Source organism: Algoriphagus iocasae (assembly GCF_014206875.1).
Taxonomy (GTDB): Bacteria; Bacteroidota; Bacteroidia; order Cytophagales; family Cyclobacteriaceae; genus Algoriphagus; species Algoriphagus iocasae.
Window position 1 is genome coordinate 1,444,752 of the sequence record NZ_JACIJO010000001.1, and the last position, 14,702, is coordinate 1,459,453.

12 protein-coding genes are annotated in these 14,702 nt (G+C 38.1%); 3 read left to right on the top strand and 9 right to left on the bottom strand.

The annotated features are described in order from the left end of the window. Positions 1-120: 120 nt before the first annotated feature. A complete protein-coding gene (locus FHS59_RS06355) occupies positions 121-2,199 on the top strand; it encodes a S9 family peptidase (RefSeq protein WP_184494070.1) in 2,079 nt (692 codons plus the stop codon). Positions 2,200-2,322: 123 nt separating this feature from the next. Here FHS59_RS06355 and FHS59_RS06360 read toward each other — a convergent pair whose 3' ends face one another. The 9 genes from FHS59_RS06360 to FHS59_RS06400 all read right to left on the bottom strand — a co-directional run bounded on the left by FHS59_RS06360 (position 2,323) and on the right by FHS59_RS06400 (position 10,312). Continuing rightward, entirely contained in the window at positions 2,323-2,793 is a 471-nt protein-coding gene (locus FHS59_RS06360; RefSeq protein ID WP_184494072.1) for a DinB family protein, read from the bottom strand. A gap of 176 nt (positions 2,794-2,969) precedes the next feature. Then, positions 2,970-3,311 carry a hypothetical protein gene (locus FHS59_RS06365; RefSeq protein ID WP_184494074.1) on the bottom strand — a complete coding sequence of 114 codons (342 nt, stop codon included), beginning with the start codon at positions 3,309-3,311 and terminating at the stop codon, positions 2,970-2,972. Between the two features lie 231 nt (positions 3,312-3,542). Then, positions 3,543-4,424 (bottom strand): MBL fold metallo-hydrolase, encoded by an 882-nt coding sequence (locus FHS59_RS06370; protein ID WP_184494076.1) that lies wholly within the window; start codon positions 4,422-4,424, stop codon positions 3,543-3,545. A gap of 373 nt (positions 4,425-4,797) precedes the next feature. Continuing rightward, complete coding sequence (locus FHS59_RS06375; RefSeq protein ID WP_184494078.1) at positions 4,798-5,958, bottom strand: esterase; 1,161 nt, start codon at positions 5,956-5,958, stop codon at positions 4,798-4,800. A 12-nt stretch (positions 5,959-5,970) separates the two neighbouring features. Beyond that, positions 5,971-7,167 (bottom strand): esterase, encoded by a 1,197-nt coding sequence (locus tag FHS59_RS06380; protein WP_184494080.1) that lies wholly within the window; start codon positions 7,165-7,167, stop codon positions 5,971-5,973. Positions 7,168-7,471: 304 nt separating this feature from the next. Continuing rightward, positions 7,472-8,107 (bottom strand): DUF2306 domain-containing protein, encoded by a 636-nt coding sequence (locus FHS59_RS06385; protein ID WP_184494082.1) that lies wholly within the window; start codon positions 8,105-8,107, stop codon positions 7,472-7,474. Positions 8,108-8,278: 171 nt separating this feature from the next. Beyond that, positions 8,279-8,665 (bottom strand): SpoIIAA family protein, encoded by a 387-nt coding sequence (locus tag FHS59_RS06390; RefSeq protein ID WP_184494084.1) that lies wholly within the window; start codon positions 8,663-8,665, stop codon positions 8,279-8,281. Between the two features lie 20 nt (positions 8,666-8,685). Beyond that, positions 8,686-9,177, bottom strand: coding sequence for an SRPBCC family protein (locus FHS59_RS06395; protein ID WP_184494086.1), 492 nt, complete (start codon positions 9,175-9,177; stop codon positions 8,686-8,688). A gap of 25 nt (positions 9,178-9,202) precedes the next feature. Then, positions 9,203-10,312 carry an alanine racemase gene (locus FHS59_RS06400; RefSeq protein WP_184494088.1) on the bottom strand — a complete coding sequence of 370 codons (1,110 nt, stop codon included), beginning with the start codon at positions 10,310-10,312 and terminating at the stop codon, positions 9,203-9,205. Between the two features lie 283 nt (positions 10,313-10,595). Between FHS59_RS06400 and alaS the strand changes: the two genes are divergently transcribed. Together alaS and gatB are read left to right on the top strand one after the other, a co-directional pair. Next, positions 10,596-13,220, top strand: coding sequence for an alanine--tRNA ligase (gene alaS, locus FHS59_RS06405; RefSeq protein ID WP_184494090.1), 2,625 nt, complete (start codon positions 10,596-10,598; stop codon positions 13,218-13,220). A 21-nt stretch (positions 13,221-13,241) separates the two neighbouring features. Beyond that, positions 13,242-14,702, top strand: coding sequence for an Asp-tRNA(Asn)/Glu-tRNA(Gln) amidotransferase subunit GatB (gene gatB / locus FHS59_RS06410; protein ID WP_184494092.1), 1,461 nt, complete (start codon positions 13,242-13,244; stop codon positions 14,700-14,702).

Consider the following 14,702-nt stretch of genomic DNA (forward strand, 5'->3'; position numbering starts at 1 on the left):
AGACTACCTTAAATTACGTGAATTTAAAGCTTGAGTTATTCCACTGGTCATTTTTGGAAGGGTTTTTAGACCAAAAAATAGTATCATCGCGACTAGAAATTATTTAACCCAAATTATAATATGAAGAACAAGTTCTTCCTCGGAATGGCTTTAGCCCTAGCCTCTACCATTTCGATTTCACAAGCCCAGGACAAATTAAAAAGCATGCCTGGCTACGAACAATATCAAAAAGTTGCTCCACAAATATATGGTGCTGTTAAATCAGGTGCATTGAATGCAGACTGGAATGACGAAGGAACTGCCTTTGAATATTCTCGTGATGGCAAACGATATTCTTATTCAATCAAAGGTAAGTCTGTTACTGAATTAGGAGATGCTAAAGCTCCAGAGAGAAGACGTTACAATGGTCCGGCAAGAGGTAGGCAATTTGATTCAGCGGAATCTCCTGACGGAAAGCTAAAGGCATTTACCAAGGATCGAAACATGTATATCAGCAATCCGGATGGATCTGGTGTTGTAGCGATTACTACTGATGGCAACGAAGAAAATCAAGTAAAATACGGGATTGCTACTTGGGTTTATGGAGAAGAATTGGGACAAAACACAGCGATGTGGTGGTCTCCAGATAGCAAAAAGATCGCTTTCTACAGATTTGTGGAGAAGGATGTGAAAAAATACTATGTGCTTTTGGACCAGTTGAGTCTATATGATTCATTGGAAATCGAGGCATATCCTAAAGTAGGAGAACCTAATCTACCTGTTGATTTGATGGTTTATGATCTAGAAACCAAAAAGGTCACTGAATTGGATATCCGTGATGGAAAGCCTTTCAATGATGGTGAATTGGGAACATATATCTATGGTATGTCTTGGACTCCAGATGGCAAAGAACTTCTTTATCATAGCACTAACAGACTTCAAAATATCATGGAATTGCGTGCAGCAAATCCTGAAACTGGAAAAAGCAGAACGGTTGTTCGCGAAGAATGGCTTCCAAGTTTTGTGGTAAACACCCCAGAAATGGAAGTTTTAGAAGATGGAAAGCATTTTATCTGGGCTTCAGAAAGATCAGGTTTCAAAAACTATTACCTGTATAATTTTGACGGCTCTTTGGTCAATGCGATTACTTCTCATCCATTTGAGGTTTCCAATATTGTGGAGGTTGACGAGGATAAAAAGCAGTTGTATTACATGGCTAGATCTGGCGACAATCACATGTTGATGCAATTGCACAAAGTGAATTTGGATGGAACGAAAGATGTTCGATTGACAGATCCGACTTTAAACCATAGCGTTTCTATTGCTCCTGGAGGCAAATATTTTGTAGATGTAGCACAAGCTCATGACGTAGCGCCATTTACAAACCTGATGGACGCCAAAGGAAAAGTAGTGGCTGAACTTGCGAAAAGCGATATGAGCAAGTTTGAAGAACTGGGATTGAAGAAAGTGGAAGTGTATACTTTTACTTCTGCAGACGGAGTGACTGAACTTCATGGGATGATTCATTTTCCTTCAAATTTTGACCCATCTAAGAAATATCCAGTTATCCTTAGCAATTACGGTGGTCCAGCTACAAACGCATTCAGAGAGACATTTGTGAATCCTGATCCATTGACAGAATACGGATTTTTGGTGTTGAATATCGATGGAAGAAACGTAAGAGGAAGAGGAAAGAAATTATTGGATCAATTGTATGGAAACTTAGGATTGGTGGAAATGGATGACTTTGCTGAAGGCATCAAAGCTCTGCACGACCGTCCATATTTCGACAAAAATAGAGTAGGGGTTTACGGTACTTCTTATGGTGGAACTACATCGGCAACCATGCTTTTGAGATTCCCTGAATTGATTCATGCCGCTGTGGCTAATTCCTCTGTTACGGATTGGAGAAATTATGACAATATCTACACAGAGCGATTCATGGGTACATTAGAAACCAATTTGAAAGGATATAACCGCTTCAGTTTGATGGAAATGGCAGATCAATTACAAGGTGAATTGTTGCTTTTCTACGGAACTGCAGATAACAATGTACACCCATCCAATACATTGCAATTGATCAAAGCTTTCCAAAATGCTGGTAAAAGTATTGAAGTTCAAATCGCTCCTGATGGAGGACATACAGCTTTGAATCGTGATCGAATGATGGAGTTTTTCATTGAGCATTTGGTGACAAATTACAAAGCAACAGTTAGATAAGTATTTGAAATAGTAAATAGAAAACACCTGTGGACATTTCCGCAGGTGTTTTTTTATGTTTTCATCTTAAAATAAATGGAGTTTTCCGAATTCTGTTATTTCAAAATCAATCGAAATATTACGTTATATTTTCTGAGGTAATATTCTGATTAATAAAGATATCTGGCCTAGATGATAGATGTCATGGTGAAGAATCCCCAAGATCAATTCGTAATAAGAATAAGGTTTATCCCCAAATGGTTCATCAAAAATGGACTCATCCAATGTTTCAAAAAATTCCGTCCAATCTTGCTGCGAATCTTTCAATCTGACAAGGGTATGTTCCCATTCTAACTCACTTGGGTTTTCTATGGGTTGCAGGTAATTATGGTTTGGACTGATGTATCCATTTTGAGGAATTCCTTGAAGAACCACTTCCCTCCAGCCGATAATGTGGTTGAGGATTTCCCAAATGGAATTTGTATCTGGATTGATTTTATAAGCAGCCATTTCTGGGGTCACATGCTGCAGCTTCTGGGTGAAATTGACCCCTAACCAAGGATTACCATCGAATTGTTTGGCAAAGAGGCTTTTAATCCGGCTGGTTTCTTCCATAGGTTATTTCTGGTTTGACATTAAAATACAAAATCAAGATGAATTTGCGTGGGATTCATCAGGGAAATAACCAAGAATTCAAAAAATGGTTTTATAACATTTATAGGAACCAGAATTATTAAAGTAGAGGGGAGATAAAATTTCCTCTACCCTTAACGCAAAATTGGCTATGATCCTTATTTCAGAGGTTTTGTCAGAATGGTGTAATTCAATTCAGAATCGAAATGTTTCATTGGCATTCGATCATCTGATTCGAGTCTTGCCATGGGCATTTCTCTTGGTTCTAAAATAGGAGCTTTATAAAATTCAATTTCCCGATTCAAAGGAATAAATCTTCCATTTTCTTCCTGTAATGACTTTAATTGTGAGTAAGGACTTTGGTCCTGAAAAGGGTTGATACTCTTAACATTATAATCATAGAGTGGTTTGCCAAAAACAAGTTTTTTATCGTTTTCCTGGGAAAAGCAATTGAAAATAGGAAGAGTAAAAATAACACCAGTGATATAAAATAGTTTCATAGTAGTATTTTAAAGAGTTTCACTTTTTATACGATATAAGTTAACCTTAGTTATTGGTTTCTCAAGGTTAAAAAAACTAAAATATCATTAATCAAACTTTTGTAAAGGCTTATTAACCAAAACATTCAGGTGGTCAATGACCTGAGAAATTGCCTTTCATTCCCATTTAGGATAGCTATTGTAATAAAAAAGCGAAGTATTAAACTTCGCTTTTTTTAAATCTAAAATGATTTAATCCACTGTCTTAAATACAGATTCGATAAACCTATCGGGATTTATAAACCCTTTACCGAATTCCTCATCCCATTCCTTTGACAAACTCATTTTCTGAATTTCTTCCAGGCTTTTTCCTTGGGATTTGGCAGTTTTTACACGCTCTCTTACTGTATCAATCATATCTCGATAGGATTTGAGAGTGGCTCTGTCCGCAACTTTTCCATGGCCTGGGATAATTTTAGTTTGGTCATTGACCAAAAATAGCGCTCTGTTTAGGTTGGTGATCAATCCTTCTATGTCTCCATTTGAATTGATGTCAATAAATGGATATCCACCGTTCGGGAAGTTATCTGCAAGATGAATCACATTGCTTTCAGGGAAATAAATAAATGAATCTCCATCTGTATGTGCATTTTCCATGTGGAAGATCATCATGGTGTTATCAGGATCTAAATGGATAGTCATTTCATCCGAAAAGGTGATTTCAGGCAAAGCTTTGTAAGCAGTAGTAGATGTTGTTTCACCAGATCTAGGTTGGCTCATTCTTCTTCTTACGGCATCATTTGCCACGATGGTAGCTCCTGCGTTTGCCATGTTTTCATTGCCTCCGACATGATCTCCATGCCAATGAGTATTGACTACATATTTGAGTGGTTTATCAGTAATTGCTCTTACTGCTGTCAATATTTTTTCTGAAAGTTGTCCGAATTGATCATCAATCATATAGGCATATTCTTCACCGACAGCCAAACCTATATTTCCCCCTGAACCAAAAAGCACATAAATGTTAGGGGCTAATTGCTCGGAAGTAATGGTGACATTATCCATTCCTGATTGGCCAAAAGATAGCTGATGGCACAGGAGATAAGCCAAAGTAAGGAAGGTTAATTTTTTCATAGGAATTGGGGTTCTTTTTAGAATTTTGAAAATGCTTTAAACCTTAAGGGTTAATGAATTAAACAGCATTGTTTTATTAAAATACAAAATGTAATCAATTACGCCTCAAGGCATTCATTTTAATGACAACACAATCAAATCAATCTTGTTATTTCTCCAGAAATCATTTCTGAAAATATCTTTTTAATGTTTACAATCGGTCCTTAATTTATAAGAAATAAAGACTTTATTAATTCAGTTTTGTCAAATTCAACTAAGTGCCCGGTTTCTTTTAAGCAAAAAAAGAAGTCGAGATCCCAAGAGATTAAACTAAGGATTTCGACTTCGTAATGATTGTCAAATACAGTCTAGATAATGACTTTATACAAACTGTTTATTTGAAAAGCATAGGAGCAAAGATGCTTAAATAATCTCTCCAGTTTGCCCAGGTATGTCCACCTGCACTTTCATAGTATTCATGCTCCAAATCAATTTTGTCTAAAACAGAAAGTAGGCGTTTGTTGGATTCCATTACAAAATCATCCACTCCACAGCCAACCCAATACTTTTTGACATTACTGGATTTCAAAGCAGCAAATTTCATTTCCAATTCATTCATATCAGCATTTGCATCAAATATGCCGCTGCTGAATACACCGATATATCCAAAAGTTCCTGGATACTCAATGCTAGCTGTGATCGTATGAGCACCACCCATTGATAACCCGGCAAGAGCACGGCCGTCTTTGTTTTTTATTACTCGATAATTTTTCTCAATGTAAGGAACAACATCTTCCACGAGGCTTTTTTCAAATTTACCTTGAAATTGACCATAGGTTTCACGAGTAATCGGTCCTATTCCTGGCTTATTTCTCAAGGTGCTGGTTTGCCATGCATTTCCATTCGTCATCACAATAAGCATAGGAGTAGCCTTGCCCTCAGCTATCAAATTATCCAAAATGTTATTCGCACGACCTAAGGCAGTCCAAGCATCTTCATCCCCTCCAGCTCCATGCAAAAGATATAAAACAGGATATTCTTTTGAGCTGGATTCATACCCCGGAGGGGTATACACATACATTCTTCTGTAGCTATCCAAAGAAGGGGATTGGTACCAAACCTTAGAAACATTGCCGTGTGGCGTTTCATTGAGTTGAAAAACCTCTGCACCTTCACCAGGTACGATCAGCAAACTTGCATATCGCGTTCCGTCTCTCAATGCTTCAGGATTAGTAGGATCGATTGCAGAAACTCCATCAATGAAGAAATTATAGTGATACATGGAAGATTCTAGTGGGTCAATACTAACTGACCAAACTCCGTTTTCTCCTTTGACTAGAGGCAATTTGTCCCGAAATCCCATCCAGCTGCCATTGACTTCTACTTTGTTGGCATCGGGAGAAAAGACGCGGAATGTAACGGATTTGTCTTCTCCAACTTCCGGAGAGACAACCTGAGGTGCTTGCATGGCAGAGATTTCCTGGGCCGCTACCTCATTTCCTAAAGTGATCAATGCTGTTGCAAAGATCAAATGATATAGTTTTTTTAGGTTCATTTTGGTGTTTGATTAATTGAATAATTGAGGTACAAATTGAGTTAAATAAACTCTCCAATTTCTCCAAATATGTCCGCCTTCAGATTCTACATATTTATAAGGCATTCCCATTGAATCGAGCTTGGCTCTATATTCTTTGTTGGCATCGTATAAGAAATCAGTTTTTCCAATTCCTATCCAATACAATTTGTAGCCATTGTCCATTTGGGTTTTAAGTGTTCCGTCGATGTCGTTATACACTTTGCCAGTAGCATCTTCTCTAGGCATAATTGCTGCTGAGAATAGGCCGATATAATCAAACATATTTGGATAGTATCTTGAAATATGCATGGTGTGATAGCCACCCATCGATAATCCTGCAATCGCTCGATGAGCTTTATCAGCTTTCACCTGATAATTGCTTTCCACAAATTTTACGATATCCATAAAATTGGCTTCGTAAGTGCCATCCATTGTCTTAGGAACCATAAACTGTGGTTTGTACATCCCTTCATTTCCTTCTCCAGGAGCAGCGTCTTGGATTACATTTCCGTTTGGCATCACCACAATCATCGGCTTTGCTTTGCCCTGAGCAATTAAATTATCCATGATTTGAGCGGTTCTTCCTAGAGCAATCCAAGCTTCCTCGTCACCTCCAGCACCATGTAATAAATAAAGAACCGGAAATTGCTCATTGGATTTTTCGTATCCCGGTGGCGTGTAGATCGTTAATCTTCGATCCATGCCTAAGCCTGGCGAATCATACCATCTTCTTGCAACGGTACCATGAGGCACGTCTTTTACTCGATATAATGCGGCCTGACCCTCACCAACCAAAAAAACGTTGGTTACTGATGCCACATCCCGGATAAGAAATGGATTATTTGGATCGGTGACTTTTAGCCCATCTACGATAAAAGAATAACTATACAACTCAGGAGAGAGGGGAGTTGAAGTAAATGACCAAATGCCTTTATCATCCTTGACTAAATCCGCTTTTCCTGGACCGTCCATTTGACCCATTGGCGTATCCATTTTTTCTGCAGGAAGAAAATCACCGGTTATTTGGACTGATTTTGCATTTGGAGCTGCAAAACGGAAGGTTACAGTACTATTGTCATGAATTTCCGGAGAAGTAATTTGTTGTGCACCAAATAAAGATTCTTGGGCATTGGCCTGAATTCCGATCAAGAAAATAGATAAGAATGTCCAGAGGAAATGTCTTTTCATGTTAATTGTTGAATTTAAATATATCCTGGGTTTGAAACTGTTAGTTTAACAATCTAAATCTATTGTTTCATAATGACAAATACTAAAAAATGAAAAGAAATTCTTCTTATGAACATAGAGGAATGTTTATAAGAAATATGTGAAGATAAAATCTTGGTATCTCAGTTAAAGTGGAAATGCCTACCGGATAAAGGGAAGTAGCAAAGTTTTTAGATAAATGATTTTTCAGGAAGTTGAAATCTGAAAAATGTCAATCAAAAATTGACAGGATTATATCAACTCAATTTGGGAAATAATTAAAAATTTATGTTTTAATAAACCTTTTCGCTTTATTATTTCTGATCACTAACCAGTAAGCAACGACCATATTTGGTACCCAACAAAGCCAAGCCACCACCCGGTAAGCTGGAATAAATCCTCCCAAAAGATTTTCTAAGATGGGTAAATAAATTCTTAAGGTAACTGCAGCAAAACAGGCCGCATAACTGAAAATCATCCAGTTTTCATGGGAATCAAAATCCTTTGATTTGGCAGTTTTCCATCCCATTAAGGTAGTAGTTAACCAAGTAATTCCTAAACACACAAATCCTAGGCTTGCAACCATTCCTCCCAACGTATAAATCGCGACATAGACTCCAGCCAGCCCAGAAAAAAATACTGCGGTGACATAAATCATCCCAATACGTTTATGTAGCTTTCTATTTCTATCCCTTAATTTTTGATTGAATTGGATCCAACCCACAGCTAATGCAAGCCCTCCCAAGGTGATGTGTGTGTAAAAAGCAGTATTCCAAAGGAGATTGGATAATTGTTCCGCATCATGAGCGTTCAAGACTCCAAACTGTCGACCAAATACAAAATACAGAATGGGATAGAGTCCAATAGCAATGCTAAAAAAGCCGAAGAGAAACCAAGAGATTTTTGGGTAAAGTGCTTTCATTAATTACCTGGCAATTCTGTTTAAATATAAAGTTATTGAATTGGTTCATTTAAAAAATTATCTGAAAACAGTTATATCGTAAAAGGAAAATGCCCTCACTATTTCTAGCGTGAGGGCATAATTATTTTTTAGCTTTATCGGATTTTGAATACTTGGATTAAAGAGGAGCTTTTAAGAAAGCTTTTCAACGAATTTAAATGCCTGATCCAATTGAGAAACATCAAAATATCTTTCCTCCCTTCCTTTTGAAGACCTTTCAAAGAATAGATTATCGATAGGTACCAAAGCTTTGAGAATATTGGAATGTGCTACAATGGCGATATGTCCCATAGTCTTATAATTTCGCAGCGTGTAGATGATATCTTCAAAAAACACCTTGATTGAGGATTTTGAAATTTTTGCCTCATCAAGTTTTATCAGGACGTTGATGGAATCAAATCCCTTTTCTTTTTTATCCTCAAAAAGCTTTTGCAATAATTGCTCATCTGTTTCAGTAAATCCTTCGATAAGTTCTACTGCCAGAATTCCATTTTTATAAGTTTTCAGTTGCTCTACCATATCAGTACTTAGTTAAGTGATTACTTACTTAAGTACACTTCCAATTGGTCAAAAGTTCCTTTGAAACCTTCCTCCATCTGAGAGATGCTTTCCGAAAATACCGCCTTTGAAGCATCAGAAGCATTATGTGGAAAGGACACCAAGTCGATTCTAGTTTTGCCTTCTTCCTCAAAAAACTCCAAATCCAAAATCATTTCCAATGGCCAGTCCGAGCCAAAAGGGATTTCAGGAGCTTTAACAGTTTCTCCGGATTCATTAGAAAAACAATTGATCATGCTTAGTTTATGAGGTCCGCGGATATTTTGGAATACCCATTTTGCCCACATATCAAAAGCGTCACTTCTTAAAACAAAATGAAAGATTCCTTCCGGATGAAATTCAAATTTTTTGGTTTCCATTTCAAAACCTGCTGGCCCCCACCATTTTTGAAGGCTTTCAGCAGAAGAAAATGCTTCAAAAACAGTGTCAATGGATTGAGGGAAATAACGCGTGATCTGAAGTTGTTTATACATGGTAATGAATTGAAATTTTGGTTGATTATGATTGGGAAACTCCTTCGGCATGGTCCACAACTTTGCCATCAATGGTCAAATAAGATCCCATTGCATCAGCTGTCATGCAGGAATGCACCGGCAGGATTCCTAACAAATCCCCAACTTTTACCTTTGCCATTAATTCGTCTGAAGCCTTAATGATACCGTGTTCCTGTGAGATACTTTTTAGATGGGAACGGTTATCTGGTATTTCCCATCCGCTTTCATTTAAGTAGACAACTTCTCCAAAATTCTTATTTCCATCCTCATCCAATAAAACGTCCTTGGCAAGATGAACACCACCTCCATGTACTAAAATTTCATTTCTTTCTTTTTTGATATCCACTACCGGCACCGCTAGACAAACAGCAATATCTGATTTGTAACAACCTCCAAGTTCAGCCTGCATTAAGTCAAAGAAAACAAAATTACCGGGTCCCATTTCATCGATATCGCCAAATTCTTCCATTACAGCACATCCAGGAGTATCACCAATTCGGGTGACTAGTTTTGGGTATTCTGTGCTGTATTTATTTTTCAGCATACTCAGAGCATTTCTGGATTGCTCATAAATAGCCGGAATATCAGACATATAATAAGTATGTCCTGGGTGAAGGTAAAAGCCTTTGAAATGTAGTTTGTCAGATTTTTTAGCCAAAAGAAGAATTTCTTCAATCAGACCAAAATCTGTTACTTCAACTCCCGTTCTCCCATATCCTGCATCAATTTCGATAAAAAAGCCTACAGGGTTTTCCAATTGATCCACTAACATCTGAGTGGTAGATGTATTTATCAATTGGACAGAAATGGATTGTTTTTCAGCGATTTTGTTGAGTTTGGGGATTTCCAAAGGGTTAAATGGAAAAGCAATATGGATATTGACCCAACCTTCACCGCTGAGGTATTCAGCCATTTTTATAGAAGAGGCCGTTACTTCGGTGATTCCATATTCTTTAGCCCAGTCTCCGATCTCATGAGATTGAGCAGTTTTAAAATGAGGGACTAATTTCATTTCATGCCTCGCTGCCTTTTCGGCCATACGTTTGATGTTTGCGCGGCAAATGTTCTCGTCTAATAATAAAGTGGGAGAGGTTATTTGATCTAGGTAGCTCATTGGTTAAAATTGAGTTTTTAAAAATTTTATTGAAAGTAGTAAAGATTTATGAGGTGAGAAATACGATTTACGAGAATCCGGGTGAAGTTGAACTGATTTTTAAAGTCAAAGCCTTCTGGCTTCAAAAAAATAGAAATTTTGCTTTTGGACCTATACGTGAGTTAAACACTGACATAAATTCTTCAATCAATGCAAGTAACACCATCAATTCTATTAATTTTGTCACCCAATAAAATGGCTGGAGTTCAGCTAAAATGAGATCATAATTGCCCCAAAACCTTTCATGGAAGCAAAGAAAATACGGAGTACCTTCATTGAGTTTTTCCAATCCAAGCAGCATCATTACGTTCCTTCATCACCGATAGTGGTTAAAAATGACCCTACTTTGATGTTTACCAATGCGGGAATGAACCAGTTCAAAGACGCATTTTTAGGCAATGAAATAGCCAAATATTCCAGAGTTGCTAACTCTCAGAAATGCCTTCGTGTAAGCGGAAAGCACAATGATTTGGAAGAAGTGGGAGTGGATACTTACCACCACACCATGTTTGAGATGCTTGGCAACTGGTCTTTTGGAGATTATTTCAAAGAAGATGCAATTGCCTGGGCTTGGGAGCTATTGACTGAGGTGTATAAATTGCCAAAAGACAGATTGTACGTTTCTGTTTTTGAAGGAGATCAAGGTGATAACCTTGCCATGGATTCTGAAGCTTATGATTACTGGAAAGCCATTGTCCCAGAAGATAGAATCATCATGGGGTCCAAAAAGGATAATTTCTGGGAAATGGGTGATACAGGTCCTTGTGGCCCTTGCTCAGAAATTCATATTGATTTGAGACCCGATTCTGAAAGAGAAGCTGTTGCAGGAAGAGACTTGGTAAATAATGACCATGAGCAGGTGATTGAAATCTGGAATCTGGTTTTTATGCAGTTTAATAGATTGGCTGATGGCAGTTTGAAAGAACTTCCAGCAAAGCACGTAGATACTGGGATGGGTTTTGAAAGATTAGTGAGAGCTATTCAAAAGAAATCGTCTAACTATGATACTGATTTGTTTGCGCCATTCTTGGCAGCATTGGAAAAGAAATCAGGTAAAACCTATGGGAAAGATGAGCAAACAGATATCGCTTTCCGGGTTATTGTAGATCATATCAGAGCAATTTCTTTTACGATTGCTGATGGCCAGTTGCCATCCAATAATAAAGCGGGTTATGTAATCCGCAGAATTTTGAGAAGAGCGGTTAGGTATGGATATACCTTTTTAGATTTCCATGAGCCATTTTTATATGAGTTGACGGGATTGATCGCTGAAAGCTTTGGAGACATTTTCCCAGAAGTAAGACAGCAGCAAGAGTTTATTTCCAAAGTGATTTATGAGGAAGAAGCTTCTTTCTTACGCACATTGGATAATGGCCTCAAAATCCTTGACCAGATCAAAACTGAATTGAAAGGAAAAAATGAAACGGTTATCCCTGGAAAGACAGCATTTGAATTATATGATACCTTCGGTTTTCCTTTGGATTTGACTTCTTTGATCGCTCGTGAAAATGGGCTTTCTCTGGATGAAAAAGGCTTTGCTGAAGAAATGGAAAAGCAAAAGACCAGATCAAGAGCTGCTTCAGAATCTGAAACCGGTGATTGGGTTTTGGTTCATGAAGATTCAGGAGTCGAGTTTATTGGTTATGATTTTCTAGAGTCCTATTCCAATATCATTAAGTACCGTGTTATTACAGATAAAAAAGGAGATAAGTACCAGATTGTCTTGGACAAAACTCCTTTCTATGCAGAGAGTGGTGGTCAGGTAGGAGATACCGGATGGTTGATTTCTGATGCGGATAAAATCCGAGTGATCGACACAAAGAAAGAGAATGATTTGATCGTTCACTTTGTAGAAAAACTTCCATCGAAGCCTGAATTGAGATTTTCTGCTGAAGTGGATAGGGAAAAGAGAAAGCTCAGTATGAACAATCATACAGCAACCCATTTGCTTCAGTCGGCTTTAAAACAAGTTCTTGGTGATCACATTCAACAGCGAGGATCTTTGGTAAATGACCAGCTGCTTCGTTTTGATTTTTCGCACTTTGGAAAAGTTACTGAAGAAGAAATCGCTCAAATAGAAGATATCGTCAATTCCAAAATCCGGGAAAATATTCCTTTGGGAGAGCAGCGAAATGTGCCGATCGAGGAAGCCAAGAAAATGGGAGCAACAGCTCTTTTTGGTGAAAAATATGGAGACTTTGTGAGAGTGATCACTTTTGATCCGAATTACTCTGTAGAACTTTGCGGTGGTACGCATGTTCCTTATACAAGCCAAATTGGCCTATTTAAGATTGTTTCTGAAGGATCAAGTGCTTCGGGAGTAAGAAGAATTGAGGCGATTACTGCAAAGGCTGCAGAAACGTATTTGCGAGAGCAGGAAAATCTGGTAAAAGAACTTCAGGAATTACTGAAGAATCCGAAGGATCTTAAGAAAGCATTGGAAGCTTTGATTCAGGAAAGAAATGACCTGAAAAAAGAAGTAGAGAGCCTTCATCAAGAGAAAGCCGGCGCTGTAAAGGGGGAATTGCTGAAGCAATTTGTTGAGAACAATGGAGTCAATACTTTGATAGCGAAGGTAGATTTGCCAAATGCAGATTCATTGAAAAAACTGGCTTATGAACTGAAAAATGAAGTGAGTAATGCGTTTGTGATTTTGGCTGCCAAGGTAGATGACAAGCCTCAAATCGCTGTAATTATCGAGGATTCTTTAGTTCAGGAGAAAGGATTAAATGCAGGTCAAATCGTAAGGGAATTGGCAAAGGAAATTAAAGGTGGAGGAGGCGGTCAGCCGTTTTTTGCCACTGCTGGCGGAAAAGACCTATCTGGTTTAGAAAATGTGGTTGCCAAAGCCAAAGAATTGTACCTTTAAGAAAATCGAAAAAACGCTTGAATGATTAGCGAAGACATAAAAAATAAGTATCAATTGGTGATTGGCTTGGAAGTTCATTCCCAGCTACTCACCAATAGTAAGATGTTTGCTGCTGACGGTGCTGAGTACGGAAAAGCTCCTAATACCCAGATTTCGGTCATTACGCTAGGACATCCTGGTACTTTACCTAAGGTGAATAAAAAAGCGATTGAGTTTGCTATTAAAATGGGTTTGGCTTGTAACAGTGAAATTACAAGACATAATATTTTTGCCAGAAAAAATTATTTCTATCCGGATCTTCCAAAAGGATATCAGATAACCCAAGATAAAGGTCCGATATGCGTAGGAGGGACTGTTCCTATTAAATTGGAAGATGGTACCACCAAGGAGGTTTTGTTGAACCGAGTTCATATGGAAGAGGATGCAGGAAAATCCATCCATCTGGCAGGAGAATCGGACACCTTTGTGGATTATAATCGAGCTGGAACCGCATTGATAGAAATCGTAACAGAACCAGATTTAAGAAGCCCAGAAGAAGCTTATGCTTTCTTGGCAGAAATTAAAAAACTGGTAAAGTATCTGGATATCTGCGATGGAAATATGGAAGAAGGATCGCTGAGATGTGATGCAAATATCTCTGTGATGCTAAAAGGAGCCAAAGAATACGGGAAAAAAGTGGAGGTCAAGAACATGAACTCCTTCCGAAATGTCTTCCGAGCCATAGAGCATGAGCATGAAAGGATCATCGGTATTTTGGAAGCTGGCGAGGAAGTTGTTTCCGAAACCAGAACTTTTGATGCAAATACCGGCACGACCGCCAGTATGCGAACCAAGGAAGATTTAAATGATTATCGTTATTTCCCTGAACCGGATTTAAGTCCAGTAGTTGTTTCTGAAGAGTGGTTAAATTCTATCAAAGAATCCATGCCGACTTTGCCGAGAGATTATCACAGAAAATTTGTGGAAGCTTATGGCTTACCGGATTACGACGCTGGCTTTTTGACAGAATCAAAAGAAATGGCAATTTGGTTTGATTCACTATGTTCTAAAACAAAAAATTACAAAGCTGCGTCTAACTGGATGATGGGACCTATTAAGTCATCCCTGAATGATTCCGAATATCAAATTGAGAACTTCCCAATCAATGCTGATTCCCTAGCCGATTTAATCGCCCTAATAGATGAAGGAAAAGTCAGCTTTACCGTAGCTTCTCAGAAAATCTATCCTGAGTTGCTTCAAGTTTCCAATGAAACTGCGTTAGAAATCGCACAAAGATTGAATTTGATCCAGGAGAGTGATGAAGGCTCTTTGAGACCGATTGTAGAGGCTGTTTTGGCAGCAAATGCTGCAAAGGTTGCAGAGTATAAATCTGGGAAAAAAGGCTTGATGGGGATGTTTATGGGGCAGGTGATGCAAAAATCCCAGGGAAAAGCAGATCCAAAAGTGGCGACAAAGCTATTAACTGAATTATTACAAAATTAA

Coding starts and splice junctions, on each gene's coding strand:
- FHS59_RS06395 (WP_184494086.1), bottom strand. CDS start 9,177: ATGTATAAACAACTTCAGATCACGCGTTATTTCCCTCAATCCATTGAC.
- FHS59_RS06385 (WP_184494082.1), bottom strand. CDS start 8,107: ATGAAAGCACTTTACCCAAAAATCTCTTGGTTTCTCTTCGGCTTTTTT.
- FHS59_RS06355 (WP_184494070.1), top strand. CDS start 121: ATGAAGAACAAGTTCTTCCTCGGAATGGCTTTAGCCCTAGCCTCTACC.
- FHS59_RS06360 (WP_184494072.1), bottom strand. CDS start 2,793: ATGGAAGAAACCAGCCGGATTAAAAGCCTCTTTGCCAAACAATTCGAT.
- FHS59_RS06380 (WP_184494080.1), bottom strand. CDS start 7,167: ATGAAAAGACATTTCCTCTGGACATTCTTATCTATTTTCTTGATCGGA.
- alaS (WP_184494090.1), top strand. CDS start 10,596: ATGGAAGCAAAGAAAATACGGAGTACCTTCATTGAGTTTTTCCAATCC.
- FHS59_RS06365 (WP_184494074.1), bottom strand. CDS start 3,311: ATGAAACTATTTTATATCACTGGTGTTATTTTTACTCTTCCTATTTTC.
- FHS59_RS06375 (WP_184494078.1), bottom strand. CDS start 5,958: ATGAACCTAAAAAAACTATATCATTTGATCTTTGCAACAGCATTGATC.
- FHS59_RS06390 (WP_184494084.1), bottom strand. CDS start 8,665: ATGGTAGAGCAACTGAAAACTTATAAAAATGGAATTCTGGCAGTAGAA.
- FHS59_RS06400 (WP_184494088.1), bottom strand. CDS start 10,312: ATGAGCTACCTAGATCAAATAACCTCTCCCACTTTATTATTAGACGAG.
- FHS59_RS06370 (WP_184494076.1), bottom strand. CDS start 4,424: ATGAAAAAATTAACCTTCCTTACTTTGGCTTATCTCCTGTGCCATCAG.
- gatB (WP_184494092.1), top strand. CDS start 13,242: ATGATTAGCGAAGACATAAAAAATAAGTATCAATTGGTGATTGGCTTG.